The organism is Pseudaquabacterium rugosum (assembly GCF_038066575.1).
GTDB classification, from domain to species: domain Bacteria; phylum Pseudomonadota; class Gammaproteobacteria; order Burkholderiales; family Burkholderiaceae_C; genus Pseudaquabacterium; species Pseudaquabacterium rugosum.
On record NZ_JBBUTF010000037.1, the window covers coordinates 1 to 25,241 of the forward strand.

The 25,241-nt window shown below is 72.4% G+C and carries 18 protein-coding genes and 1 pseudogene; 12 read left to right on the plus strand and 7 right to left on the minus strand.

Translation table 11 applies throughout. From position 1 onward, the window contains the following. Positions 1–122 precede the first annotated feature (122 nt). The 3 genes from AACH11_RS23950 to AACH11_RS23960 all read left to right on the plus strand — a co-directional run bounded on the left by AACH11_RS23950 (position 123) and on the right by AACH11_RS23960 (position 2,613). Entirely contained in the window at positions 123–833 is a 711-nt protein-coding gene (locus tag AACH11_RS23950; protein WP_341376811.1) for a PEP-CTERM sorting domain-containing protein, read from the plus strand. 99 nt (positions 834–932) lie between these two features. Next, positions 933–1,732, plus strand: a protein-coding gene (locus tag AACH11_RS23955; RefSeq protein ID WP_341376812.1) for an IS5 family transposase whose coding sequence is annotated in 2 segments (ribosomal slippage) — positions 933–1,260 and positions 1,260–1,732 — 801 coding nt in all. Because the reading frame shifts where the segments join, the coding sequence is not laid out codon by codon here. An 83-nt stretch (positions 1,733–1,815) separates the two neighbouring features. Further along, a complete protein-coding gene (locus AACH11_RS23960; protein ID WP_341376813.1) occupies positions 1,816–2,613 on the plus strand; it encodes a transposase in 798 nt (265 codons plus the stop codon). Between the two features lie 353 nt (positions 2,614–2,966). On the opposite strand, the gene putA is transcribed toward AACH11_RS23960, so the two are convergent. Further along, positions 2,967–6,821, minus strand: coding sequence for a trifunctional transcriptional regulator/proline dehydrogenase/L-glutamate gamma-semialdehyde dehydrogenase (gene putA, locus AACH11_RS23965; protein WP_341376814.1), 3,855 nt, complete (start codon positions 6,819–6,821; stop codon positions 2,967–2,969). A gap of 202 nt (positions 6,822–7,023) precedes the next feature. Between putA and AACH11_RS23970 the strand changes: the two genes are divergently transcribed. From AACH11_RS23970 to AACH11_RS23985, 4 genes are all read left to right on the plus strand, one after another. Beyond that, positions 7,024–8,109 (plus strand): acyltransferase family protein, encoded by a 1,086-nt coding sequence (locus AACH11_RS23970; RefSeq protein WP_341376815.1) that lies wholly within the window; start codon positions 7,024–7,026, stop codon positions 8,107–8,109. Positions 8,110–8,344: 235 nt separating this feature from the next. Beyond that, positions 8,345–9,040 (plus strand): molybdate ABC transporter permease subunit, encoded by a 696-nt coding sequence (gene modB / locus AACH11_RS23975; protein WP_423228811.1) that lies wholly within the window; start codon positions 8,345–8,347, stop codon positions 9,038–9,040. 116 nt (positions 9,041–9,156) lie between these two features. Then, positions 9,157–9,948, plus strand: a complete 792-nt coding sequence (modA, locus tag AACH11_RS23980) for a molybdate ABC transporter substrate-binding protein (protein WP_341376816.1) — start codon at positions 9,157–9,159, stop codon at positions 9,946–9,948. Positions 9,949–9,967: 19 nt separating this feature from the next. Next, positions 9,968–10,771 carry a sulfate/molybdate ABC transporter ATP-binding protein gene (locus AACH11_RS23985; protein ID WP_341376817.1) on the plus strand — a complete coding sequence of 268 codons (804 nt, stop codon included), beginning with the start codon at positions 9,968–9,970 and terminating at the stop codon, positions 10,769–10,771. Between the two features lie 49 nt (positions 10,772–10,820). Here AACH11_RS23985 and AACH11_RS23990 read toward each other — a convergent pair whose 3' ends face one another. Together AACH11_RS23990 and AACH11_RS23995 are read right to left on the minus strand one after the other, a co-directional pair. Next, positions 10,821–11,783 carry a TOBE domain-containing protein gene (locus AACH11_RS23990; protein ID WP_341376818.1) on the minus strand — a complete coding sequence of 321 codons (963 nt, stop codon included), beginning with the start codon at positions 11,781–11,783 and terminating at the stop codon, positions 10,821–10,823. A gap of 178 nt (positions 11,784–11,961) precedes the next feature. Further along, entirely contained in the window at positions 11,962–12,675 is a 714-nt protein-coding gene (locus tag AACH11_RS23995) for a pyridoxamine 5'-phosphate oxidase family protein (RefSeq protein WP_341376819.1), read from the minus strand. Between the two features lie 164 nt (positions 12,676–12,839). On the opposite strand from AACH11_RS23995, the gene pdxR reads away from it, so the two are divergent. Next, complete coding sequence (gene pdxR, locus AACH11_RS24000) at positions 12,840–14,378, plus strand: MocR-like pyridoxine biosynthesis transcription factor PdxR (RefSeq protein ID WP_341376820.1); 1,539 nt, start codon at positions 12,840–12,842, stop codon at positions 14,376–14,378. 25 nt (positions 14,379–14,403) lie between these two features. Here pdxR and AACH11_RS24005 read toward each other — a convergent pair whose 3' ends face one another. The 3 genes from AACH11_RS24005 to AACH11_RS24015 form a co-directional block, all read right to left on the minus strand. After that, a complete protein-coding gene (locus AACH11_RS24005) occupies positions 14,404–15,798 on the minus strand; it encodes an esterase-like activity of phytase family protein (protein WP_341376821.1) in 1,395 nt (464 codons plus the stop codon). A 104-nt stretch (positions 15,799–15,902) separates the two neighbouring features. After that, on the minus strand, positions 15,903–16,943 hold the full coding sequence (locus AACH11_RS24010; protein ID WP_341376822.1) for a lysylphosphatidylglycerol synthase transmembrane domain-containing protein: 1,041 nt from the start codon (positions 16,941–16,943) through the stop codon (positions 15,903–15,905). Beyond that, positions 16,940–18,031 carry a glycosyltransferase family 2 protein gene (locus AACH11_RS24015; protein WP_341376823.1) on the minus strand — a complete coding sequence of 364 codons (1,092 nt, stop codon included), beginning with the start codon at positions 18,029–18,031 and terminating at the stop codon, positions 16,940–16,942. Before AACH11_RS24015 ends, AACH11_RS24010 begins: the two co-directional genes overlap by 4 nt. A gap of 57 nt (positions 18,032–18,088) precedes the next feature. On the opposite strand from AACH11_RS24015, the pseudogene AACH11_RS24020 reads away from it, so the two are divergent. Beyond that, a pseudogene (locus tag AACH11_RS24020) lies at positions 18,089–18,742 on the plus strand (glycosyltransferase family 39 protein); the annotation flags it as partial. 920 nt (positions 18,743–19,662) lie between these two features. On the opposite strand, the gene AACH11_RS24025 reads toward AACH11_RS24020, so the two are convergent. Next, a complete protein-coding gene (locus tag AACH11_RS24025; RefSeq protein WP_341376824.1) occupies positions 19,663–20,634 on the minus strand; it encodes an AraC family transcriptional regulator in 972 nt (323 codons plus the stop codon). Between the two features lie 118 nt (positions 20,635–20,752). Between AACH11_RS24025 and AACH11_RS24030 the strand changes: the two genes are divergently transcribed. From AACH11_RS24030 to AACH11_RS24040, 3 genes are all read left to right on the plus strand, one after another. After that, a complete protein-coding gene (locus AACH11_RS24030) occupies positions 20,753–21,589 on the plus strand; it encodes an NmrA family NAD(P)-binding protein (protein ID WP_341376825.1) in 837 nt (278 codons plus the stop codon). Between the two features lie 221 nt (positions 21,590–21,810). Next, complete coding sequence (locus tag AACH11_RS24035) at positions 21,811–24,627, plus strand: ExeM/NucH family extracellular endonuclease (protein ID WP_341376826.1); 2,817 nt, start codon at positions 21,811–21,813, stop codon at positions 24,625–24,627. A 42-nt stretch (positions 24,628–24,669) separates the two neighbouring features. Further along, positions 24,670–25,239 carry a PEP-CTERM sorting domain-containing protein gene (locus tag AACH11_RS24040; protein WP_341376827.1) on the plus strand — a complete coding sequence of 190 codons (570 nt, stop codon included), beginning with the start codon at positions 24,670–24,672 and terminating at the stop codon, positions 25,237–25,239. Positions 25,240–25,241 lie beyond the last annotated feature (2 nt).

Sequence of the window (25,241 nt, forward strand, 5' to 3'; positions counted from 1 at the left end):
GCAAGATCCTCGACTTCCGGACCCCGCGCGAGGTCTATATGGAAATCGTCGAGGCGGAGTTGCTCAAACGGGGGCAACGGCAAACTCAAGGTGTTGCACTTCAAGGTTGACACCGCCCTTCAATGAACCGTCTTCGCCAGCTCAGCGGCATCGCCGCAGCCACGGCCATCGCCCTGGCCAGTTCGGCCGCACAGGCTAGCCTCATTACCAACGGCTTTACGTTCGCAGTTGCTTCAGGCTCAGACGTGAGCGCCGGCAGCCATTTCCACTCCAACACCGGTGGTGCCTTTGGCAACCCGTCGGGCAAGGCAGAGGTCGGCCGCTTCGCTTCTGAAGAGGTGCGTGGCCTCTCCGAGTACAACATCGCCGGGCAATCCAGCGCCAGCTCGGCCTTTGTCACCTTCAGCATCTTCAAGGAAGGCGGGCTGTTTCCAGGCGTCAACAGCATCCCGTTCACTGGCACCATCTTTGTTGAGGCCTATGCCGGCAACAACATCGAAGACATTTCAGACTATCAGGCGACGACCCTTGGGGCCATTGGCAGCTTTGTTGCGTCTCCTTTGTCCTTGTCCCCGGGTGATGTGATCAGCTTTGACATCACCTCTGTGTTCAACGCGGCCATCGCGGCCAACGATACCTCTTTGGGTATGCGTTTGCGCGTCAATCCGGCGAATGCCGACTACGCGCAATCATTCGCCTGGACCTTCGACAACTTCCGGCTGACCACCGACAACCAGTCGACCGTGCCCACCGGCAATACCGTGCCTGAGCCCACAACGCTGGCGCTGGTGGCCGTCGCCTTGGCAGCTGCCGCTCGAAGCAAGCGTCCTTGATCCTGAATTGAACCGCCCTGTGTCCCGCGGAGGCCAATTGGTTTAAGAGCGGCTAACATTACCTCTCATCTGAGGTCCAGACTGAGCGGTTGAGAGGCGATGGCCAGAAGGAAAGAAGTCAGCGGAGCACTGTGGGCACAGATCGAGCCGCTGCTGCCGAAGCATCAACCTTCACCCAAAGGCGGGAGGCCCCGTCTGTCCGACGAGCAGGCGCTCAACGGCATCCTGTTCGTCCTGCGCACGGGTATCGCCTGGGAGGACCTGCCGCAAGAGCTGGGCTTCGGCTGTGGAATGACCTGCTGGCGAAAGCTGCGCGAGTGGCAGGCCAGTGGTGTCTGGCACCAGTTGCATCTGGTGTTGCTGGCCAAGTTGCGGGCCGCCGACCGACTGGACCTGAGTCGAGTCAGCATTGATGGAGCCTCGGTCTCCAGCCCCCGGGGGGGCAGTACACGGGGCGCAACCCGACCGATCGGGGCAAGCTCGGCAGCAAGAGGCACCTCATCACGGACGTCAACGGCATCCCATTGACGTTCTGCGTCACCGGAGCCAATCGCCACGATTCGATCGTCTTCGAGCCGCTGGTTGACGCGCTACCGGCTGTCCCGGGAAAGCGCGGACGACCAAGGCGATGGCCGCGAAAATTGCATGCTGACAAGGGCTACGACTTCATGCGATGTCGGCAGCACCTGAGCAAGATCGGCATCCAGGCGCGGATCGCCCGCAAGGGTATCGAACGCAACGATCGATTGGGCAAGCATCGCTGGGTGGTGGAACGCACGCATGCCTGGCTGGCAGCCTTCGGCAAGCTGCGGATCCGGTTCGAGCGTCAAATCGCCACTCACGTGGCGCTTCTGTCGCTGGCTTGCTGCATCATCTGTATGCGTTTGCTTTCTGGGTAATGTTAGCGGCTCTTAGGGACAGTCTGCAGAAGACCTACCATGCCATGCTTGGCCGCCCAGCCTCGACCTGAGACGATCCCCCCATGAAGCAGCAAAGCCTCGGCCTGGGACAGTCGACCAAGCGCACCCGGCGGCGGGAGTTCCTCGGCGAGATGGAGCGTGTGGTGCCGTGGTCGGACCTGGTGGCGCTGATCACGCCGTACCTGCCCAAGGGCAAGCGCGGGCGTCCGCCGTTTCCGCCCGAAGCGATGCTGCGCATCCACTTCATGCAGCAGTGGTTCAACCTGAGCGACCCGGCGATGGAAGACGCGCTGCACGACGTGCCGCTGTTCCGTGAGTTCGCCGGGCTGTCCGGCTGGGACGATCGTCTGCCGGACGAAACGACCATCCTGAGGTTCCGGCATGTGTTGGAGAAGCACAAGCTGGCCCCTCAGATCCTCCAGACGATCAACGATCTGCTGCAGCACAAGGGCCTGGTGCACACCGTGCGCGGCACGGCCGGCAACGTCAACGACGTGGTCGAGGGCAACAGCCTGCTGCACGGCCAGGAGACGGACGCCTGGGGTGACGCCGGATATCAGGGGGCGCACAAGCGGCCGGACGCGGCCAAGGGCGTGCGCTGGAACGTGGCCATGCGCCCGGGCAAGCGCAAGCTGCTGGATCCTGACTGCGAGGTGGGCGCGTGGACGGAGCAACTTGAGGTGATCAAGGCGCGCATCCGGGCGAAGGTCGAGCACCCGTTCCGGGTGATCAAGCGGCAGTTCAGGCACGTGAAGGTGCGCTACCGCGGACTGGCCAAGAACACCGCGCAACTGCACACGCTGTTCGCGCTGTCCAACATCTGGATGGCGCGACGTCGGTTGATGACGGTGGGGGGATGAGTGCGTCTGCAACGCGCTGGACGGGCCTTCGTTCGGTGATTTCCGGGCGCTGCGGCAGGTCGTGCGGCCGATTTCGAGCGCGAAGCGCGATCGGGTCGTATCAGCACATCTCAATGCGCATTGTGCAGACCGTCCCTAGGGCAGGAGGCACACACATCCGTGTGATGTGGATCAAGCGCACCTCGCGGTGCGGGGCGCCGCGGCGAAGCTGCATCACCTGAACAAGTGCGTGGCGCTGCACGCGAGGAACCACACGATCACGCCGCCAGCCACCGGGGTGGAAGCGAATCCGGCGATGGCGTCAGGGCAGCTGAGGCGAAGCATGGCGGGCCTGCATCCCCGCTACCCCCCCCTCACCCGATCGTCATCAACGACGCATTCCCCCCCGCCGCCGCGGTGTTCACGCTCAGCGAGCGCTCGATCACCAGGCGCTCCAGCGGGATGTCGCGTTCGCCCGGGGTCAGGCGTTCGACGCTGATCACCGCGCCGTCGCGGCGGGCCAGGCTGGCCTGCACGCTGGCCAGCTCGGCGGTGCTGCCGTGCAGCAGCACGGCGTCGAAGCGGGCGGCCGGGGCGGTCCAGTCCAGCACCAGCGTGACCTGCTGGCGCACCGCGTCGGGCAGGCGGCCGTGCAGGGCCTCGGCCTCGATCGGCCAGACGGCGCGGCTGCCGACGGCCAGCGTGGCGGCGAGCTGCAGCAGGCGGTCGCGTTCGGTGTCGGCCAGGCCCAGCACGGCCTCGCGCGGGGCCAGGCGCCAGACGTTGCGCTCGCCGGTCGGGCCGGTCAGCGTCACGCCCTCGGTCGACGGGGCGCGGGCGGCCAGCGCGCGGCAGTCGTCGATCAGGCTGCGGTCGCGGCCGCCCACCCAGTGGATCAGGGCCTGCAGCGCGGCGTTGGCCGGGGCGGTGGCGCGCACGTCGGGCGTGCCGGCGGCCTGCGCCACGGCACGCTGGGCGGCATCGGCCGGCCGTTCGGCCAGCAGGCGGTACAGGTAGAGCGGGCCGCCGGCCTTGGGGCCGGTGCCTGACAGGCCTTCGCCGCCGAAGGGCTGCACGCCGACCACCGCGCCGACGATGTTGCGGTTGACGTAGACGTTGCCGGCATGGGCCGATTGCACGACGCGGACGATGGTCTCGTCGATGCGGGTGTGCAGGCCCATGGTCAGGCCGTAGCCGGTGCCGTTGATCTGGGCCAGCAGGCCGTCGAGCTCGTCGCGGCGCCAGCGCAGCACGTGCAGCACCGGGCCGAAGACCTCGCGCTGCAGCTCGGCCAGGTCCTCGATCTCGATGACGGTGGGCAGCACGTGGGTGCCGTCGTCCAGCCGCTGGCCGGTGTGGGCGCAGATCTGGTGCACGCGGCGGCCCTGGGCCCGCATCGCGGCGATGTGGCGCTCGATGCCGGCCCGGGCCTCGGCGTCGATGACCGGGCCGATGTCGGTGGCCAGGCGGGTCGGGTCGCCGACGCGCAGCTCGGCCATCGCGCCCAGCAGCATCTCCAGCGTGCGGTCGGCGATCTCGTCCTGCAGGCACAGCACGCGCAGGGCCGAGCAGCGCTGGCCGGCGCTGTCGAAGGCCGAGGCCAGCACGTCGGTCACCACCTGCTCGGTCAGCGCCGAGGAGTCGACCACCATCGCGTTCTGGCCGCCGGTCTCGGCGATCAGCGGCAGGGCGCGGCCCTGGCCGTCGGTGCGGCCGGCGAGTGCGCGCTGCAGCAGCCGCGCCACCTCGGTCGAGCCGGTGAACAGCACGCCGCGGATGCGGCCGTCGGCCACCAGGCGCGCACCGACCTCGGCGCCGTCGCCCGGCAGCAGCTGCACCGCGGCGCGCGGCACGCCGGCGTCCCACAGCGCCTGCACCGCCTGGGCGGCGACCAGCGGCGTCTGCTCGGCCGGCTTGGCCAGCACGGTGTTGCCGGCGGCCAGCGCCGCCACCACCTGGCCGACGAAGATGGCCAGCGGGAAGTTCCAGGGGCTGATGCAGACCACCGGGCCGAGCGCGCGGTGCGTGGCGGGGTCGAAGCCCTCGGCCTGGGCGGCGTAGTAACGCAGGAAATCGACGGCTTCGCGCACCTCGGCGATGGCGTTGGAGGCGGTCTTGCCGGCCTCGCGCATCAGCAGCGCCATCAGCGGGCGCTGCTGCGCCTCCAGGCCGTCGGCGGCGCGGCGCAGGGCGGCGGCGCGCTCGGCCGGGGCGGTGGCGGCCCAGTCGACGGCCGCACGGCTGGCGGCGGCGAGCGCGGCATCGACCTCGGCCGGCGTGGCCTGGCGCACGGTGCCGACGAGGTCGGCGTGGTCGGCCGGGTTGCGCACCGGCTGGGCGGCTGCGGCCGGGCCGTGGCTGACCGCGGCGGTGATCGCTGCCGCGGTGGCCGAGCCGATGCCCGATCCGCTTTCGCTTCCGCTTTCGCCTCCGCTCAGCGCGGCCGTCAGGCCGTGGGCTGGCTGCGCGCCCTCGGCCAGCATGGGTGCAGCGGCCAGCGGCGTGGCGCGCGAGGCCTGCAGCGCGGCGTCGAGCGTGGCCAGCGTGTCGTCATCGGCCAGATCCAGGCCGCGGGCATTCGGGCGGCCGGATCCGTACAGGTCACCGGGCAGGGGGATGGCCGGGTGCGGCCGGCCGGGGCCGCCTTCGGCCGCGGCCCAGGCGTCGATCACGGCCACCGGGTCGCGCACCAGCTCGGCGATCGGCAGCTCCAGATCGGCCACGCGGTTGACGAAGGAGGTGTTGGCGCCGTTCTCCAGCAGGCGGCGCACCAGGTAGGCCAGCAGCGTCTCGTGCGTGCCCACCGGGGCGTAGATGCGGCAGGGACGGCCCAGCTTGCCGGCGCTCACCGCGCCCACCACCTGCTCGTACAGCGGCTCGCCCATGCCGTGCAGGCACTGGAACTCGTACTGGCCGGGGCTCCAGGTGGCCGGGTCGGCCAGCTCGTGGATGGCCGCCAGGGTGTGGGCGTTGTGGGTGGCGAACTGAGGGTAGACGGCGTCCGGCGCGGCCAGCAGCAGGCGGGCGCAGGCGATGTAGGACGCGTCGGTGTGCGGCTTGCGGGTGTAGACCGGGTAGTCGGCCTGGCCGTCGAGCTGGGCGCGCTTGATCTCCGAATCCCAGTACGCGCCCTTGACCAAGCGCACCATGATGCGGCGTCCGGCGCGCCGCGCCAGGTCGATCACGTGGGCGATCACGTGCGGGCAGCGCTTCTGGTAGGCCTGGATGACGAAGCCCAGGCCGTTCCAGCCCTGCAGCTGCGGCTCGAAGGCCAGCTGCTCCAGCAGGTCCAGCGAGATCTCCAGCCGGTCGGCCTCCTCGGCGTCGATGTTCAGGCCGATGTCGTGGCGCTTGGCCAGCGCGCACAGGCGCACCAGCACCGGGTAGAGCTCGGCCATCACCCGCTCGCGCTGGGCGCGGGCATAGCGCGGGTGCAGCGCCGACAGCTTGATCGAGATGCCCGGCCCGCCGAAGATCCCGCGCCCGGCCGAGGCGGTGCCGATGGCGTGGATGGCGCGCTCGTAGTCGCGGCGATAACGCTCGGCATCGGCGGCCGTCATCGCGGCCTCGCCCAGCATGTCGAAGGAGTGGGTGAAGCCCTGCTGCTCCTGATGTCGGGCGTTGTCCAGCGCCTCCTCGATGGTCTCGCCGGTGACGAACTGCTCGCCCATCATGCGCATGGCCATGTCCACGCCCTTGCGGATCAGCGGCTCGCCGCCCAGGCTCACCAGCCGGCCGATCGAGGCCGACAGCCCGTTCTCGCTGTGCGTGCCCACCAGCTTGCCGGTGATCAGCAGGCCCCAGGTGGCCGCGTTGACGAACAGCGAGCCGCTGTGGCCCAGGTGGCGCGCCCACTGGCCGCGCGAGATCTTGTCTCGGATCAGCGTGTCGCGCGTGGCCGCATCGGGGATGCGCAGCAGCGCCTCGGCCAGGCACATCAGCGCCACGCCTTCCTGCGAGGACAGCGCGTACTCCTGCAGCAGGTTCTGCACCAGCCCGGCCCGGCCGGCCGAGGCCTTGCGCTCGCGCAGGCCCTGAGCCACGCGGGTGGCCAGGGCCTGCGCGCGTGGCGCCATCTCCGCCGGCAGCCGCGCGCCGGCCAGCACCGCGGCCACGGCCTGCGGCTCGGGGGTGCGGGTGGCCGCGGCGATGGCCTGGCGCAGCGCGCTGGCGGCCAGCGGGGAGGGCGGGGCGAAGGGGGCGGCCGGGGCGGTGCGGGAGGTGGGCATGGGCGTGCGGCGTGGGATGAACGGGGTGATCGGTGCTTCCGCCAATGATCGTCATTCCAGGCTGCATCTTGTTCGGTTGCTGATCGCCATCGCCGAACAATGTTCGGCGATCCATCGTCCGGGCCCGGTTGGCCCCGTCATCGGCCACGGTGGACGTGCGGCGCCCTGGCCGGGTAACGTCCGCTTCCGGGAGGGAAGGACGATGGCGCCGGGCCTGTCGGTGTACCTGGATGCGGTGCGGCTGCTGGCGGCCTGCGTCGTGGTGGTCCATCACGCGTTCGGCGCGGGCATCACCGGCGGCTTCCTGTGGCAGGTCGGCCAGTACGGGCCGACGGCGGTGATGGTCTTCTTCGTGCTCTCGGGCTACGTGATCCAGCACGTGATCGCCACGCGGGAGCACCGCCTGAGCGACTACGCGGTGGCGCGGCTGGCACGCCTGTACTCGGTGGTGGTGCCGGCCCTGGCGCTGGGCGCACTGGCCCAGTGGGTGGGTGATGCGGTGCTGCCCGCCGCTTCGGCCGTGCCCTGGGAGCGCGCGCAGCCCGATGCCCTCTGGCGCTGGCTGATGAGCCTGGTGATGCTGCAGGACGTCTGGCAACTCGGGATGAGCCCTCCGAACAACGGCTCGTTCTGGTCGCTGTCCTACGAGTTCAGCTACTACGTGCTGTTCGCGGTCCTGGTGTATCTGCGCGGCGGGCGGCGCTGGGGGGTGGGGGTGCTCGTCGCGCTCGTGGCCGGGCCGGCCGTGCTGGCGCTGGCACCGGTCTGGCTGGCCGGCGTGTGGGTGTGCCGCCGCCACCAGGATCCGGTCTGGCGGCTGCCGGCGCCGCTGGCGCTGCTTCTGGCCGTCGGCGGCGGTCTGCTGCTGCTGGCCAGCCCCTGGCACCGTGACGCGCTGGCGGTGGATCTGCCGGGCATCAGCGCCAGCCTGGCGTCGGACCTGCTCGACGGTGCGGCCTTCGGTCTGCACCTGCTGGGCCTGCATCAGGTGATGGGACGGGCCGGTGGCTGGCTGGCTGCGCTGCAGCGGCCGGTGGCTCGGGCGGCGACGCTGACCTTCCCGCTGTACCTGATGCACCTGCCGGTGCTGCGCTGTGTGGCGGGGCTGTCGCCCTGGGCCGACACGCCCGGGGCGCCGGCGCACATCGCTCTCGTCTACGGCCTGACGCTGGCGGTGGTGGTGGCCGTGGGGGTGCCGGCCGAGCGCTCGCGGGCGTGGTGGCGGCGGTGCTTCCAGCGCTGGCTGGCGCCCATTGGCCGGCGCACGGCCGCCGCGCCACCGACGTGATTGATCCGGACCCCGGTCGTCACGTTTGTCGGTTCTGCCACGGCCCGGATCCGTCGGATCGTTATTTACACGACAATACAGCGATCCTGATCTCCGGCCGGTGCCCTCGCCGCTGCCGTGGTGTCAGGGTCGACATCCCACGCCGCGCGGGTGTCGTGGTGGCCCTGGTCTGCGTCTTGCTGTGACCGGGCCTGACGTGATGGCCTTTCCTGTACAACGCTGCGCTGACCTCGCCGTGATCGACCTGTTGTCGTCCTCCCTGTCCTGGCTGAGCAGCCCTGCGGCCGCTCCGCTGTGGCTGTCGCTGCGCGTGGCCGGGCTGGCCACCCTGATCGCCTGGCTGCTGGGCATGGCGCTGGGCTGGGTGGTCGCCCGCACCCGACTGCCCGGCCGTGGCCTGCTGGAGGCGCTGTGCATGCTGCCGCTGGTGCTGCCGCCCACGGTCATCGGCTACGGCCTGCTGCTGCTGGCCGGGCGCCGCAGCGCACTCGGCGGTTGGCTGCGCACGCACTTCGACTACAGCGTCGTGTTCTCGTGGCACGGGGCGGTGCTGGCGTCGGCCGTGGTGGCCCTGCCGCTGGTGCTGAAGTCGGCCAGCGCGGCCTTCGGCGGGGTCGACCGCACGCTGGAGGCGGCGGCACGCACCTTGCGCCAGTCGTCGTGGGGCGTGTTCATGCGGGTCACGCTGCCGCTGGCCGCGCCCGGCATCCTGGCCGGAACCTTGCTGGCCTTCGCGCGGGCGATGGGCGAGTTCGGTGCCTCGCTGATGATCGCCGGCTCGATTCCCGGTCGCACCCAGACGCTGTCGATGGCCATCTACGACGCGGTCCAGGCCGGCGACGACGACACGGCGCTGGTGCTGGTGCTGATCACCTCGGTGCTGTCGGTGGCCGTCCTGCTGGTGTCCAACCGGCTGTTCTCCCGGGGTTGATGCCGCCGCCCTCCGGCCGACCCGCTGCACCCCGCGCCATCCTGATCCATCCCGGTCCATCCCCGTCCGGATCGCCCACCTGTCGTGTCCTGTCCTGTCCCTCACGGAGTCCGCTGATGTTCCCGTCCCGCCTGATCCGTCGTCGTCTGCTGGTGCCGGTCGCGGCGCTGTGTCTGGGCCTGTCCTCGCTGGCCGCCCGGGCCCAGACCCAGACCCAGACGCTGACCATCTCCGCCGCCGCCAGCCTGACCAACGTGCTCAAGGACCTGGCACCGCGCTTCGAGGCCAGCCGTCCGGGCGTGAAGCTGCAGTTCAACTTCGCCGCGTCCGGCGTGCTGATCCAGCAGATCGCCCAGGGCGCACCGGTCGATGTCTTCATCAGCGCCGATGAGGAGACGATGAGCCGCGGCATCGCGCAGAGGCTGCTGGATCCGGCCTCGCGCAAGGACATCGCCAGCAACCAGGTGGTGCTGGTGGTGCCGGCCGACGTCACCGGGCTGGCCAAGGTCAGCAGCGTGGCTGATCTGGCCGCGCCGGCCGTCAAGCGGGTGGCCATCGGCAAGCTGGCCTCGGTGCCGGCCGGCCGCTATGCCCGGCAGAGCCTGGAGGCCGCGCGCCTGTGGGCCGCGCTGGAGCCCCGCCTGATCCATGCCGACAGCGTGCGCCAGGTGCTGGACTATGTCGCCCGTGGCGAGGTCGATGCCGGCTTCGTCTACGCCACCGATGCCGCCGTCATGGCCGACAAGGTGAGGGTCGTGAGCCGGGTCGATGGGCATGATCCGGTGCGTTATCCGGCGGCCCTGGTCAGCGACGGGCGGCTGAAGCCGCAGGCGGCCGATTTCCTCGCCTTCCTGCTCGGCGCGGACGCGCAGGCGACGCTGGCCAAGGCCGGCTTCGGCCGTCCCTGAGCCACCGGAGCGCCCGCCGATGCCGACCGCCACCACCACCTTCGACCTCGACATCCGCCTGCGGGTCAGCGACCGCAGCCGGTGCTTCGAGCTCTCGGTGCAGGCCCGCTCGGATGCGCCGGTGCTGGCGCTCTACGGCCCCTCCGGTGCGGGCAAGTCGATGACCTTGCAGGCGGTGGCCGGTCTGCTGCGGCCCGATCAGGGCCATGTGCGGGTGGCGGGGCGCACGGTGTTCGATCGCCAGGCGGCCATCGACGTGCCGGCGGCCGAGCGGCGCGTCGGCTATCTGTTCCAGGAACACGCGCTGTTCCCCTACCTGACGGTGCGGCAGAACGTCGCCTTCGGTCTGACCCGCTGGTGGCGGCCGCGCTTGCGGGCGGCCGACGCCGAGCGGGTCGATGCACTGCTGGAGAGCTTCGGCCTGCAGGCCCTGGCCCAGGCCCGACCGGCGGCCCTGTCCGGCGGCCAGCGCCAGCGCGTGGCCCTGGCCCGGGCGATGGCCGACGACCCCGCCGTGCTGCTGCTCGACGAGCCGTTCTCGGCCTTGAACCCGTCCCTGCGCGCCAGCCTGCGCGACGAGGTGGCGGCCGTGCGCGCCCGCTGGAACATCCCGCTGCTGCTGATCACCCACGACATCGACGATGTGGCCGCCATCGCCGACCAGGTGCTGGTGATCGACGGCGGGCAGGTGCTGCGCGAAGTCGACCTGCGCACCGGCGACAGCCGCGAGACCGCGCGCGAGCGTCTGGCCGCACCACCGCCGGTGGTGGCCGATGCGGCCCGCCGGCGCGGCTTGCGGAGCGTGGTCGCGCCGCAGGGTTGAGGACGGCTGCCCTGGGCCGGCGCTGCAGCCACAGCCAGTGCCGGCCGGATCAGCCGAAGGTCAGCAGCACGATCTGGTCGCTGTCGAACACCGCCCAGGCGGAGACCCCGACGGCCAGATCGGCGGCCCCCGGACTGTCGATCGCCGCATGCAGCACCGTGCCGTCGGGCAGGCCCAGGCTGACGGCGGTGCGGGTGGTCGCCGGCCGGATGGACAGCACCCGGCCCGGCAGCTGGTTGCGGCCGGGCTGGCGCCGCGTGGGCGGCCGCGTCAGGATCTGCACCACCGGGGCCTTGATCAGCGCGTAGACCTCGCGCCCGAGCGCCAGGCCCAGGGCGGCGGTCGATTCCGGCGTGATGGTGGCCTGCAGCGTCACCGGCGGCGTGTCGGGCGATGTGGTGGGCAGCGTGGGGTCGGAGCCATTCGCCGGCGGGATCTCGCCGGCCTCGGCCAGCATCAGCTGCACCTCGACGCTGCCGCCGCTGTCGTGCAGGCCGCTGACCCGGCACGCGAACTGGTTGCGCGCGCTGCTGCGCATGCCCAACCGCCGGATCAAGGTGCGCAGCGTGGCCGCGTCGGCATCGGCCGGCACCTCGCCCCAGGTCTGACCCAGGCGGTCGAGGATGTCCTGCTGGTTGCTCTCCATCGCGCGGTACAGCGCGATCGTCTGGCGGGCGAAGTCGGTCAGCCGCGTGCCGCCGCCGCCGACGCCGCCGGTGGCGCGCACCACCAGCGGCTGCGGCGCCAGCCGGTTCATCGTGTCCAGCGCGTCCCAGGCGGCCTTGTAGGACAGCGGCACCTCACGCGCGGCGCGGTTCAGCGAGCCGCAGCGGTCGATCGCCTCCAGCAGCCGGATGCGGCTGTCGCTGAGTGCCGCACCCAGCGGGGTCTGCAGGGTCAGGCGGCCGATCAGGGGTGAGGTGGGCGCCGGCTCTTGTGCGGGTGTGGGCGCTGATGTTGTTGGCGCTGGTGTCGGTACGCCGGGCGGTGGCGGAGCAGGGCGCGGGGGCATGGCGGCAGTGTAGGGGGCCGCGGGCGGCCGGCGGGTGCACCGCAGGCCCTGTCCGAGGTGCCGCGGTGCCATGACGCGCGACGCTGCGCCGATCGGCCATCGCCCCGTCATGCCTCATGCCTCATGCCTCATGCCTCACGTGTCACGCCTCACGCGTCACGCGTGGCCTGACGACCGATCAGGCCTGCGGCTGCGCCTCACGCAAGGCCTCCTCCAGCGCGCGCCCCGGCCGCCAGCCGGCCAGATCAGCCGGGCGCCGCAGGCCCTCGGCCAGACGGCTGCAGGGCTCGGGCTCGCCCAGCACGGTGTGCACCGGCAGGCGTTCGGCCCAGATCGGCAGCGCGTGGTCGGCCTCGTCGTCGACCACGCCCGCATCGCGGAGCTTGGCGCTGGCGCGTTCGATGTCCATCGCGATGACGGCGGTGGCCTTGATCTCCTGCGCCGTGGGCGGCCGCAGCGTGGCATCGCGGCCCGGGAACAGGCGCTCGACCATCGCCACCAGGGCCTGGGCCTTGGCCTGAGGGTCCTCCAGCAGGCGGGCCTGGCCGAAGCACATCACCGAGCGGTAGTCGGCCGAGTGGTTGTAGGCCGAGCGGGCCAGCACCAGGCTGTCGAGCTGCGTCACGGTCAGGCAGGCCGGCTGGCCCTGCGCCAGCTGGCGCAGCATGCGGCTGGCGCTGCTGCCGTGCCAGTACAGCGTGTGGCCGTCGCGCCAGTAGAAGGTGGGCGTGCACAGGGGCTGGCCGTCCAGCACCCAGGCCACGTGGCACAGCATGCCGCCGTCCAGCAGGGCATGGACGGTGGCGTGGTCGTAGGCGGCGCGGTCGTTGCAGCGCTTGACCCGGTTGAGGGCGTCGACGGGATAGGCGGCAGCGTCAGGTGCAGTGGGCATCGAGGTCACGGAAGAGGGCGGCGCAGGGGCCTGAGGTCAGCGGTTGGGAATGTCGCGGTCCCCCGCTGCACGGCAGGGCCTGTGCGCTTGGGGGATGCGTCAGCCTAGGGTGTCGCTGGCCTGGCGGAAAGGTCCACAATCGCTGAATTTGATGGTGCCACGCGATGACGGTCCTGCCCGATGCCCTGCCCGCGCTGGAAGCGCCGCTGGATCCCCACCGGCCGGAGCCGCTGCAGCGTCAGCTCTGCCAGCGGGTGCGCGACGGCGTGGCGGCCGGCTGGCTGCCGCCGGGGCTGCGTCTGCCGGCCACGCGGGTCCTGGCGCAGGTGCTGGGGGTCTCGCGCAACACCGTGAGCCTGGCCTACGAGCAGCTGCTGGCCGAAGGCTGGCTGCAGGCGGACCGGCGGGGCACGGTGGTGGCCCGGCTCGGGCCCTGGGGGGCAGGCGCACGTGCGGCGACCCCGATCCCGGCGGGTGAGTCGGCGGTCCGGGCGGTCGCCACCGGGGCGGCCCCGCCCCGGCTGGCCCGTCGTCTGGCCACGCTGCCGGTGCACCCGACCTTGCCGTCCGAGTTGACGGCGCTGCGCCCCGGCATCCCCGCACTCGGACAGTTTCCCCATGTCGCCTGGCGTCAGGCGATGGACCGTGCCCAACGGACATCCTCAGCGCTCGATCTGAACTATGGCGACGTGCAGGGCCTGCCGGCCTTGCGGGCGGCCATCGCGGCCCATCTGGCGGTCTCGCGCGGGGTGCACTGCACGCCGGCCCAGGTCGTCATCACGGAAGGCGCCCAGGAGGCCTTGTCGCTGTGCGTGCGTCTGCTGACCGATCCGGGAGACACCGCCTGGATGGAGGAGCCCGGCTACCGCGGTGCACGGGCGGCCCTGCTGGCCGGCGACCTGAGGGTGCTGCCCCGCCGTGTCGATGCCGAGGGCCTGAGCTGGACCGAGGACGACTGGCGCGAGGCCCCGCCGCGGCTGATCTACACCTCGCCCTCGCACCAGTATCCGATGGGTGCGGTGCTCTCGGTGGCGCGTCGCCTGGCGCTGATGCAGGCCGCCCAGGCGCACGACGCCTGGATCATCGAGGACGACTACGACAGCGAATTCCGCCTCGCCGGGGCACCGATCGCCGCCATGCAGGGCCTGCGGCCCGACGCACCGGTGCTCTACGTCGGCACCTTCTCCAAGACCCTGTTCCCGGCGCTGCGCCTGGGCTTTCTGGTGCTGCCGCAGCGCCTGCTGCCGGCGGTGATGGCGCCCTTGCGGGAGTGGCTGCGCGGCGGGCCGCTGCAGACCCAGCGCGCGTTGGCGCACTTCATCGCCAGCGGCCAGTTCAGCCGTCATCTGGCCCGCATGCGCCGGCTCTACCGCAGCCGCCATCAGGCGCTGGGCGCAGCGCTGGCCCGGCATCTGGGTGATCTGCCGCATCGCATCGAGGGCGGCCGCTGCGGCCTGCACCTGTGCCTGCGCCTGCCGGCCGGCTTCCCTGACCTGGAAGCGGCCGCGGCGGCCGCGGCCGAGGGCGTGGCGCCGCACGCGCTGTCGGCCTTCGCGATGGCGCCGCGGCCCGAGGACCGCGGCCTGGTGCTGGGCTACGGCAACACGCCCGAGGAGGCGATGGATGGCCACGTCCGGATCCTGGCGCAGGGGGTCAGGTCTTGCCTTTTGTCCCCCAGACTGCTGACAAGACGCAAGACCTGACCCCTCCCCGCGCTCCCCGCTCCCTTCAGCGCGCCGCCCGCAGCGCGCGGATGTCGAGCAGCACCAGCTCGTTGTCGTCGGGCTTGTCGGGCACGCGGCCGGCCGAGTAGGGGAAGTTGTTGTCGTTGACGACGACGATGTGCCCGGCGTCGACGATGGCCAGGCCCTCGGGGCCGAGGTGCGGCATCGCGAAAACCGCCTCATTCGGGCCGATCTTGGCGCGGCGGTCGGGGTTGGCGATCCGGGTCAGGTCGATGAAGGCCACCTTGCGCACGAAGCCGTCGGCGTCGACCTGGGCGAGGTCGATCTTGTAGATGCGCTTGAACTTCGCCGGGTGGCTGAAGCAGTCGGCGCGGCTCTCGCCGGGGCAGGCCGGGGCCACGCCTTCGCTGGCATCGTCGCGCTCGATCACCAGACCGGTGGTGGCGTCGAGCAGCTGGAAGTCGGCGGCCACGTTGCCGTCGACCTCGAACTTGTACTTCCACTGGCGCGTGCCATAGCTGCGCGTGGCCACGTCGAGCTCGAGGATGCGGGTGTAGGTCTGGCCACCGTGGCGCTCGAAGCCCTTGCTGGCGGCGTCATACAGCGGCCACTCGAACATCGGGTAGAGCGTCTTGCCGTCGGGCGACTGGGCCATCGGCTCGAAGCCGCCGGAGCGCCGCACCTCGAAGGCCACCTCGCCCGGCAGGTTGCCCAGGCGGCCGTTGAGGTAGTGGTCGGGGCCGCGCAGCGGCTTGCCGCCCACCACCGTCTCCACCACGCCGAGCACGCGGCCCGTGGCGTCGGTGCGCAGCACGTAGGGGCCGAACTCGTCACCGATCCACCATTCGCCGTTGACGACCTGGATCGACTCGATGTCGAAGTCCACGCCGGTCAGGTAGCGCTTGTCGCTGGCCTCGTTCTGGATCGCGAACGGGATCTTGCGGTCGGGGTCGTGCAGGAAGGTGGTGGCCAGGCGTTCGACGCGGCCGCTGGCCCAGTCGGCGCGCACGCGGTGCACCATCAGCAGCGCGTCGTGGGAGTTGATCTTGTTGCCGAAGCCGTTGTCGGTCAGCGCCAGGAACTCGCCGCCGCCCAGGGAGACGATGCCCGAGAAGCCCTGCACCGCCTGGCCGCGGATCGGCAGCGCGCCGCCGGTGTGGCGCAGGTGTTTCGGATCGCCGACGAAGGTCTGCGCCTTCTGGCTGCCCAGCGCCTCGGTGCGCTGGCGGTTGGCCGTGGCGAATTTGCCAGCGGTGGCGAAGAAGGCGCCGGCATCGGCGGGCGCGGCCACGGTGGTGTCGTAGGGCAGGGCGGCATGGCCGGCCAGCACGGCCTGGACCTCGATCTGGGCCTGGGCGGGTGCGACCGCCAGGGCGGCGAGGGCCGCGGCCAGCGCGGCGGCGAGGCGGGACGGAACGAGCGCGGGGAGGAACGTCATCGGGCACTGCGCGGCCCCTGGGGCCGGTCGGATCTGGACAGAGCCCGCCAGCGTGCCCGCATCGCGTGACGGCCGTGTGGCGCCGGATCGGCGTCCGATCGGGGTCAGGTCTTGCCTTTTGTCATTCTTATGGCTGACAAAAGGCAAGACCTGACCCCTTCCCCGATGAAGGTCAGCATCGCTTGGGCGATGGGCAGCAGGCCGCAGAGGACGGAGAGGGCGACGGCCTGTGGGGCTTCGACGCCCAGCGGGGCCAGGCTGATGACGGCGGCGGCCTCGCGTGTGCCCCAGCCGCCGTGGCTGACCGGCAGCGTGGCCATCAGCGTGATCGGCACGGCGGCGGCGGCGACCATCCAGGCGTCCAGCGGCACGCCGATGGCGAGCGCGGCGCAGCCGAGTGTCGAGACCGACAGCGCCTGCACGACCCAGGAGCGCAGGCACTGGCCGGCGTAGAAACGTCCAGCCTGAGGGTGTGACCCCATGGTGCGTGCCAGCAGGCCGAGGCGGTGCGGCAGGCTGCCCGCCACGGCGGGCGGCAGGGCGGTCGATGCGGGGGGGCCGTCCATGGCCCGCCCGTCGCGCCGTTTGAACCGCCCACCGATGGCGCACAGCAGCACCCCCGGCAGCACCAGCATCGCCGCCAGCACCGCCATCAGCACCGGGCCGGAGGCCAGGCGCTCCAGCACCGGCCAGCGCGCGGCCAGCGCCTGCCAGCCCGGTGTGCCCAGGCCCCAGGCCAGGGCGGCCACGCCCTGGGCCAGCAGCAGCCACAGGCCGCTCAGGCGGTCGCCCAGCACCGACAGCGAGGCGGGCAGCAGCCGGTGGCCGCGGCCCTGCAGCGCGGCGGCGCGCATCACGTCGCCGCCGACGACGGCACCGGGCACCACCACGTTGAGCGCGGCGGCGTGGAAATAGGTGCGCACGCTCCAGTGGCGCGGCAGGCGCATGCCCATCCAGGCGCACAGCGCGCGCCAGCGCAGGGCCGAGGCCAGGTTCGCCAGCAGCAGGGCCAGCAGTCCGAGCGTCAGCCAGCGCAGATCCGCACCGCGCAGCGTGGCCCAGACCTGCGCCGGATCGACCAGCGCCAGCACCAGGCCCAGCAACAGCAGGGCGATCAGTGGCTTGAGCAGACGCCGCAGCCTCATGCCGCCCGCCGGGCGCCGTCCGGATCGCGGCCCGGATCACGGCCCGGAGCCTGGGCCGATGGCGGCGTGACGTCGGTGCGCAGGTGGTACTGCGCGTGCGGCCGGCCTTCGTGGTAGACGCGCATCAGCATCTCGCTGATCACGCCGGCGACGATGAACTGCAGCCCCATCAGCAGCAGCATCACCGCGGCCATCAGCATCGGCCGCTGGCCGATGGGCTGGCCGGCCACCAGCTTCAGGCCGAGCAGCCACAGCAGCATCATGCCGCCGGGCAGGCCCATGGCCAGCCCCAGCCCGCCGAAGATGTGCAGCGGCCGCTGGCGGTAGCGCAGCACGAAGACGATCAGCAGCAGGTCGAGCAGGACGCGGAAGGTGCGGTCGATGCCGTACTTGGACTGGCCGCGGGTACGCGGCCGGTGGTGGACCGGCACCTCGGCGATGCGCGCGCCGGCCTCGCGCGCCAGCGAGGGGATGAAGCGGTGCAGCTCGCCGTACAGGTGGATGCGTTCGATGATCTCGCGCCGGTAGACCTTGAGCGCGCAGCCGTAGTCGTGCAGCTGCACGTCGGTGGCCCAGGAGATCAGGCGGTTGGCCAGGCGCGAGGGCAGGCGGCGCGAGAGTGCACCGTCCTGCCGCTGGTGGCGCCAGCCCGAGATCATGTCGATGTCCGGATCGGTGTCCAGCCGGTCGAGCAGGGCGGGCAGATCGGCCGGATCGTTCTGCAGATCGCCGTCCAGCGTGGCGATGCAGCGGCCGCGGGCGATGTCGAAGCCGGCCTGCAGCGCGGTCGACTGGCCGTAGTTGCGCGCCAGCCGCAGCGGGCGCAGCCAGGGGCGGGTGGCGGCCAGCGCCTGCAGGCGGCGGTCGCTGCCGTCGCGTGAGCCATCGTCGACGCAGATCAGCTCGAAGCCGCCCGGCCGGGCGGCCAGCGCGGCGTGCACCTGATCGACCAGATCGGCCAGGTTGTCGACCTCGTTGTAGATCGGCACCACCACCGAGACCGCGGGGCGCGCCGCCGGGCGTGGCGCGGGTGCGGGTACGCTCAGGAAGGCGGTCAGGGAGCGTGGCGGAGCGACGGTGTAGGACATGCGATGGCGATGCCGGCGGCGGGCCCGGGGACGTGTCGGTGAGCATAAGCTAGGGGCATGACAACGCATGCGACGCGGTCTTGTCGGCCATCAAGGCCGCTGGCCCTGAGGGCCTGGCTGTGGCTGGCCATCGCCTATTTCACGGCCCAGGCGCTGGGTCGCATCTGGGTCTCGCCGGCGCCCGAGCTCGACGAGGCCGAACAACTGCTGTGGACGCGGGAGCTGGCCTGGGGCTACGGCACCCAGCCGCCGCTCTACACCTGGTTGCAGGCGGGCGTCTTCGCGCTGACCGGGCCGTCCATCGCCGGCCTGGCGCTGTTGAAGAACCTCCTGCTGCTGAGCCTGTACCTGGCCGTGGCCTGGGCCGGCTGGCCGCTGATCGGCGCGGCCGCGGCGCCGGCGGCCGCGGCGATGTTGTGGCTGCCACAGATCGGCTGGGAATCGCAGCGGGATCTGACCCACAGCGTGCTGGCCACCACGGCCTGCGCCGTGCTGCTGGGGGCCTGGGTGCGGCTGGTGCGCGAGGGCCGGGCCGTCCACCATCTGGTCTGCGGCGCGGCCGCGGCCGCGGCCCTGCTGGGCAAGTACAACGCGGCGCTGTGGGTGCTGCTGCTGCTGGCGGTGGCCGTCGGCGTGCCGGCGCTGCGGGCGCGCCTGCGTGTGCCGGCACTGCTGGCCGCGGCCGCGCTGGCCGGGCTGCTGCTGGCCCCTCATCTGGCCTGGCTGGCGCAGCACCTGCCCGCGGCCAGCCAGGGCACGCTGCAGAAGATGGCGCCGGGCGCCGACGGGCCCTGGGCCGCGCGGGCCCAGGGGCTGCTCAGCCTGCTGACGGGGCTGCTCAGCGCCGGCCTGCTGTGGGCGCTGGTGTTCGGCGTGCAGATCGGCGGGCCGGTCTGGCGGGCCGGATGGCGAGCGCCGGGGCGCGATGGGCTGGCCGCGCCCGTGACATCCGCCACCGCCACCGCCACCGCCGGCCTGCCTTCCGGCGCCCGGGCCGCCGCTCCGGCCGTGCGCCGGCTGGTGGCGCTGATGGCCGCGCTGCTGCTGGCCGGCCTGCTGGCACTGGTGCTGGTCGGCGGCCTGTCCCATCTGCGCAACCGCTGGCTGCAGCCGCTGCTGTTCGCGCTGCCACTGGCCGGCTGGCTGCTGCTGCCGCGGCTGCCGTCGGCCGAGGTCTGGTGCCGGCACGAGCGCACGACGCTGGCGCTGGCCGCGCTGCTGCTGTTCGGCCAGATCGCGCGCGCACCGCTGGCCGGCTGGCTCGGCCAACCCGGCCAGCTCAACGAGCCGGTGGCCGCGCTGGCGCAAGCGGTGCAGGCGGTCGCGCCCGACGTGCAGACGCTGGTCGTGCATCCGCCCCGCCTGGCGGCCGGCCTGCGTGGCCAGTTTCCCCGGGCGCACGTGCTGACCGCCGATGAATGGCCGGCCTACGCCTCGCGCGGCCTGCCGGCCGGTCGCACGCTGTGGGTGGCCACCGCCGGCGATCCGGCGCGCCACGACCGCCACGATCTGCACCGGGGCCGGCTGGATCCGCCGCCGGCCGTCCATGCGCAATGGCACTGGCGCCTGGCCCCGACCTGGACGCGCGACCCGGCCCTGCAGCGCGACTACCGGGCCTGGATCCCCGCCGATCAGGCCCCGGCCTGGCGCGGGAAGCGCCAGGGGTGGGCCCGCTCCGCGGCATCCAGCTTGCGGAAGGCGGCCGGCGAGGTGCCGACCATGCGCTTGAACACTTTCGAGAACGCGAAGGCGTCCTGATAGCCGACGGCCGCGGCCACCGATTCCAGGCGTTGGCCGGTGGTGGCCAGCAGATGCATCGCGCGCTGCATGCGCACGGTGCGCAGATGGTTCAGCGGTGTGTCGCCGAGCGCGGCGCGGAAGCGTTCGGCCAGCAGCGTGCGCGACAGGCCGGCCTCGCGCGCCAGGTCCTCCAGCGTCCAGGCGCGGGCGCAGTCGGCATGCATGCGGGCCAGCACGCGGGCGATCTTCGGATCCTGCGCGGCCTGGGTCCAGCCCGGCTGGCGCGGCGCCGGGGCCTCGGCCAGCGCCGCCCGCAGCGCATGGACGAACAGCAGGTCGAGCAGGCCCTGCAGCACGATGCGGCGGCCGGGCCGGGCGGGGCCGGTCTCATGGCGTGCGAGGGCCACGGCCTGCGCCAGCGGGCTGTCCGGCGCCTGGCTGTCGGCGCGCACCACGTGCCAGGCGGGCAGGTCGGCCAGAAAGGGGTGGACCGGCGTGTGCCAGACCTGCCAGGCGCCACCGACCACCGTGGCCACCGAGCCTTCATCGGTGGCCGGTGCCAGGGTCTCGGGCAGGGCGGGCACGATGGCCTGCTCGTCCAGGCCCTGCAGCGTGTCCGACAGCGCCAGGCGGTGGCGGCAGCCGCGGGCCATCAGCGCCAGATCGCCCGCACCGAGCGCCAGCGGCGCGGCCAGACCCTCGGCATGCAGCCAGACCCGGCCGTGCAGCACCAGGTGCAGGCCGACGCTGCGCTCGCAGGGAAAGACCAGCGCGCGGCCGGGCGCCAGGGCGCGCAGGTCCAGCGGCTGGCGCTGCAGGTCGGTGTCGCGGATCAGCGGGCTCCACAGGTCGTCGTCGTCCATGGCGGCATTCTGCGTGCATCCGTACGATCAGACATGAATAACGGACGAAAAGCCATGTGAAGTACGGATGTGGCGGCGCACCATGGCGGTCATGTCCCACCCATCGGAGTCTTCATCCATGTCCACCGTTCTCGTTCTCGGCGCCCGCGGCCAGGTCGGCAGTGCCCTGGTTCCCCTGCTGCAGGCGGCCGGCCACACCGTGCGCCAGGCCTCCAGCCAGGCGCGCCCGGTCGCCGGCCAGGTGCCGGTCGATCTCGTCAGCGGCCGCGGTCTGGCCGAGGCCATGGCCGGCGCCGATGCCGCCTTCCTGATGGCCCCGCCGGGGATCGTGCCGCAGAACCGGGTGCTGGATCCGGCCATCGACGCGGCGCGCGCCGCGGGCGTGGGCAAGGTGGTGCTGATGACCGCCCTCGGCGCCAATGCCGACGAGGCCATCCCGATGCGCCAGTCCGAGCGCCGGCTGGAGGCCGCGGGCCTGGCCTGGAACGTGATCCGCCCGAACTGGTTCATGCAGAACTTCCACACCTTCTGGCTGCAGGGCCTGCGCGACGAAGGCGTGCTGCGCCTGCCGCTGGGCACGGCCCAGGGCAGCTTCATCGATGCCGGTGACATCGCCGCGGTGGCCGCCGCGCTGCTGACGCGCCGCGACCTGGACAACCAGGCCTTCGACCTGACCGGCCCGCAGGCGCTCGACCACGATGCGGTGGTGGCCATCCTGTCGCGCGTGACCGGCCGCAGCCTGCGCTACGAGGACATCCCGCCGGCGGTCATGCGCCAGGGCCTGCTGGGCGCCGGCCTGCCGGCCGACTACGTCGAGTTCATGCTGGTGATCCTGGACGCCTTCAAGGCCGGCCATGCCGCCGGGCTGACCGATGCGGTCGAGCGCATCACCGGCCGCGCGCCACGCCGCTTCGAGGACTACGCGCAGGCGCACCGCGCGGCCTGGCTGGGCTGAGCCCGGACCCCGGGTCCGCGGGGGAGGGGCCGGACGGTGCGTCGCGGGACCGTCATCTGCCGTCACCACAATGGTGTGGCAGAGCGGTCACAGGGCCGGCGATCCGGCGGACAACACACCGCCTGACGCGTATCCTGCACGGACGACGGCGTGCCGCCCGGCGGCAGCCGTCATCCGACCGAGCAGTCACCCCCTCCTTCCGGCCCCGGCCCCCCGCACCGATGACGCGTCCGTCCACCGCCCGCTCCGTCCCCTCGCGCCTGCGCGCACCCCGGCTCGCGCCGCTGCTGTGGGCGCTGGCCCAGGGCGCCGGGGCCCAGGTCGTGATCAGCCAGGTCTATGGCGGCAACGGCAACACCTGGGCCAGCGATTACGTCGAGCTGTTCAACCGCGGCAGCACCGCGGTCGACGTCAGCGGCTGGTCGGTGCAGTACGCGAGCGCCACCGGCACCGGCGCCTTCGCGGCCAATGGCGTGACCGCGCTGGCGGGCACGCTGGCGCCGGGCCGCTACCTGCTGGTCAAGCTGGCCACCTCGACCACCGGCACGGCGCTGCCGGCGGCCGATGCCAGCGGCAGCCTCAACCTGTCGGGCAGCAACGGCAAGGTCGTGCTGGCCAACACCGCCAACGGTCTGGCCTGCAACGGCGGCAGCATCTCGTGCGCGGCCTACGCGGCGCAGGTCGTCGATCTGGTCGGCTACGGCACGGCCAACTGGGCCGAGGGCACGGCCGCCCCGGCGGCCAGCGCCACCAGCGCGCTGCTGCGCGCGGGCAACGGCTGCACCGACAGCGGCAACAACGCCGCCGACTTCAGCACCGGCACGCCGGCCCCGCGCAACAGCCTGACGGCGGCCGCGCCGTGCAGCGGCAACGAGGGTGGCGGCGGCAGCGTCGTCACGCCGCTGGCGCTGACGATTCCGGCCATCCAGGGCGGCAGCGGCGCCAGCGCCTACGCCGGCCGCCTGGTGCGCACCGAGGGCGTGGTCACCCGCCTGACCAACGCCGGCTACTTCATCCAGGCCCTGGTCGGCGATGGCGACGACGCCACGTCCGATGGCCTCTACGTCTACACCGCCACGGCGCCGACGGTGGCCGTCGGGCAGCTGCTGCGCGTGACCGGCACCGTCACCGAATTCGGCAGCACGCCCACCGGCACCGTCACCGAGCTGACCAGCCCCAGCGCCACGCTGCTGGGCTCGGGCTACAGCATCGCGCCGACGCCGCTGCGCCTGCCGCTGGCCGGCGGGCTGGAGCGGGTCGAGGGCATGCTGATCTCGCTGGCCGGCCCGCTGACGGTCAACCAGAACTACTTCCAGGCCCGCTACGGCCAGCTCACGCTGTCGGCCGGCGGCCGGCTGGAGACGCCGACCAACCGCCACCGCCCGGGTCCGCAGGCCCAGGCCCTGGCCGCGGACAACGCCGCGCGCCGCATCGTGCTGGACGACGGCAGCTCGCTGCAGAACGTCCAGCCGACGCCCTTCACCGGCCCGACCGGCGCGCTGCGCGGCGGCGACACCGTCACCGGCCCGATCGTCGGCGTGGTCGACTGGGGCCCGTCGACGGCGAGCGCCACCGGCATCGGCGACTGGCGCATCCTGCCGCTCGACATCGGCGGCCTGGGTTACGCGATCACCCACCCGCGGCCGACGACGGCACCGGCGGCCGTCGGCAACGTGAAGCTGGCCAGCTTCAACGTGCTGAACTACTTCACCACCTTCACCAATGGCGTGACGGCCAGCGGTGCCAGCGGCCAGACCTGCGTCAGCGGCCAGAGCGCCTCGGCCAGCTGTCGCGGCGCCAGCAATGCCGCCGAGTTCGAGCGTCAGCAGGCCAAGATCGTGGCCGCCATCACCGCCATCGATGCCGACGCGATGGGCCTGATGGAGATCCAGAACGACACGGTGTCGGCGCAGAACCTGGTGGCCGCGCTGAACGCCCGCGCCGGAGCCGGCACCTGGGCGGTGGCGCCGGGCGCGGCCGCCGGCGTCTTCGGCAGCGATGCCATCAAGACGACCGTCATCTACAAGCCGGCGCGGCTGAGCCCGGTCGGCGCCTCGGGCGTCGATGGCGACGGCGTGCACAACCGCCCGCCGCTGGCCCAGACCTTCGCGCTGGCCAACGGCAGGCGCTTCACGCTGGTCGTCAACCACTTCAAGAGCAAGGGCAGTTGCCCGGCCACGGGCGACGCGGACGCCGCCGGCAACACCGACAGCGGCGACGGCCAGGGCTGCTGGAACGCCCTGCGCACGGCCCAGGCCCAGCGCCTGCGCACCTGGGCGGCCGGGCTGCAGGCCGCCAGCGGCAGCGCCGACGTCGTGCTGCTGGGCGACTTCAACGCCTACGCCCAGGAAGACCCGATCGCCGCGCTGACCGGCAACGGCTGGGTCGATCCGACGCCGCGCTTCGAGGCCTTCGGCTACTCCTACGTCTTCGACGGCGCGGCCGGCCGGCTCGACCACGCGATCGTCAGCGCGGCCGCGGCCGCCAAGGTCGGCAGTCTGGCCCACTGGCACATCAATGCCGACGAATCACTGGCCCACGACTACAACCTGGAGTTCAAGCAGCCGGCCTGCGCGACCTGTGCGCCCGATCCGTATGCGGCCACCGTCTACCGCTCGTCCGACCACGACCCGGTGGTGCTGGGCCTGAACCTCTACGACGCCTACCTGACGGCCTCGGGTGCCAGCTTCGCCGGCACCGCCGGTGACGACCTGATCACCATCGGCGCCGGCCGCCGCGCGGTGGCCGGTGGCGCCGGTCGCGACCAGTTCGCGCTGACGGCGGATGCCGCCGGCGGCCTGACCCTGGCCGACTTCACGCCCGGCAGCGATCTGCTGAACCTGCGCGCCGTGCTGCAGGCGCTGCGCGTCAGCGCGGCCGATCCGCTGGCCAGCGGCCATGTCGCCTGCCGCGCCTCGGGCACGGACGCGGTCATCAGCGTCGACCCGGATGCCGCCGGCCCCGCCGCCGCCCGCAGCCTGGCGCTGCTGAAGAACGTCGGCTGCGGCAGCCTGGGCCGCGGCAGCTTCCTGTTCTGAGCCCCGCGCACCCTCCCTGACACCCAGACCGAGTTCCGAGCGATGACCCACCTTCCCGCCATCCTGCGCCGCCTGTCGACCCTCTCCACCGTGGCCACGGTGGCCGTGGTGATGGCCGGCGCGCTGGGCGCCGGCGCCGCCCATGCCGACACCTGGCAGATCAGCGGCAGTGCCGACAGCGGTCCGCTGGCCGGCAGCGGCTACAGCGGCAGCGCGAGCTGGGCCGCGCCCGTGGCCGGCTACGACGGCAGCGTCGTGCTCGACGCCTTCAGCCTGGACCTCGACGGCCGCAGCTACGCGCTGTCCGGCACCGCCACCGGCGAGGCCTGGTACGCGGCCGGCGTCTTCCTGGGCATCGACTACCAGAGCGATGCGGCCCTGACGGCGGCCGGCGCACCGGCCGTGCAGCTGGTGGCCGGCTTCACCGATCTGGCCGATGCCCATCTGGCCTATACCGTCATCGACGCGACCGATGGCTCGACCGCGCTCGGCTTCGGCAGCGTCAGCTACACGCCGGTGGCCGCTGCGGTGCCGGAGCCGGCGACGTTCGCGCTGTGGCTGGCCGGTCTGGGCCTGGTGGCCGGCGGGCTGCGGCGGCGCGCGCAGGGCTGAGT

What these genes read in the sequence shown, in the direction of transcription:
- AACH11_RS24005 (WP_341376821.1), bottom strand. Translation starts at nt 15,798, where the DNA reads ATGACGTTCCTCCCCGCGCTCGTTCCGTCCCGCCTCGCCGCCGCGCTG.
- AACH11_RS24010 (WP_341376822.1), bottom strand. Translation starts at nt 16,943, where the DNA reads ATGAGGCTGCGGCGTCTGCTCAAGCCACTGATCGCCCTGCTGTTGCTG.
- AACH11_RS23990 (WP_341376818.1), bottom strand. Translation starts at nt 11,783, where the DNA reads ATGCCCCCGCGCCCTGCTCCGCCACCGCCCGGCGTACCGACACCAGCG.
- AACH11_RS24035 (WP_341376826.1), top strand. Translation starts at nt 21,811, where the DNA reads ATGACGCGTCCGTCCACCGCCCGCTCCGTCCCCTCGCGCCTGCGCGCA.
- AACH11_RS24025 (WP_341376824.1), bottom strand. Translation starts at nt 20,634, where the DNA reads ATGGACGACGACGACCTGTGGAGCCCGCTGATCCGCGACACCGACCTG.
- pdxR (WP_341376820.1), top strand. Translation starts at nt 12,840, where the DNA reads ATGACGGTCCTGCCCGATGCCCTGCCCGCGCTGGAAGCGCCGCTGGAT.
- AACH11_RS24015 (WP_341376823.1), bottom strand. Translation starts at nt 18,031, where the DNA reads ATGTCCTACACCGTCGCTCCGCCACGCTCCCTGACCGCCTTCCTGAGC.
- AACH11_RS23995 (WP_341376819.1), bottom strand. Translation starts at nt 12,675, where the DNA reads ATGCCCACTGCACCTGACGCTGCCGCCTATCCCGTCGACGCCCTCAAC.
- AACH11_RS24040 (WP_341376827.1), top strand. Translation starts at nt 24,670, where the DNA reads ATGACCCACCTTCCCGCCATCCTGCGCCGCCTGTCGACCCTCTCCACC.
- AACH11_RS24030 (WP_341376825.1), top strand. Translation starts at nt 20,753, where the DNA reads ATGTCCACCGTTCTCGTTCTCGGCGCCCGCGGCCAGGTCGGCAGTGCC.
- AACH11_RS23970 (WP_341376815.1), top strand. Translation starts at nt 7,024, where the DNA reads ATGGCGCCGGGCCTGTCGGTGTACCTGGATGCGGTGCGGCTGCTGGCG.
- AACH11_RS23950 (WP_341376811.1), top strand. Translation starts at nt 123, where the DNA reads ATGAACCGTCTTCGCCAGCTCAGCGGCATCGCCGCAGCCACGGCCATC.
- putA (WP_341376814.1), bottom strand. Translation starts at nt 6,821, where the DNA reads ATGCCCACCTCCCGCACCGCCCCGGCCGCCCCCTTCGCCCCGCCCTCC.
- AACH11_RS23960 (WP_341376813.1), top strand. Translation starts at nt 1,816, where the DNA reads ATGAAGCAGCAAAGCCTCGGCCTGGGACAGTCGACCAAGCGCACCCGG.
- modA (WP_341376816.1), top strand. Translation starts at nt 9,157, where the DNA reads ATGTTCCCGTCCCGCCTGATCCGTCGTCGTCTGCTGGTGCCGGTCGCG.
- AACH11_RS23985 (WP_341376817.1), top strand. Translation starts at nt 9,968, where the DNA reads ATGCCGACCGCCACCACCACCTTCGACCTCGACATCCGCCTGCGGGTC.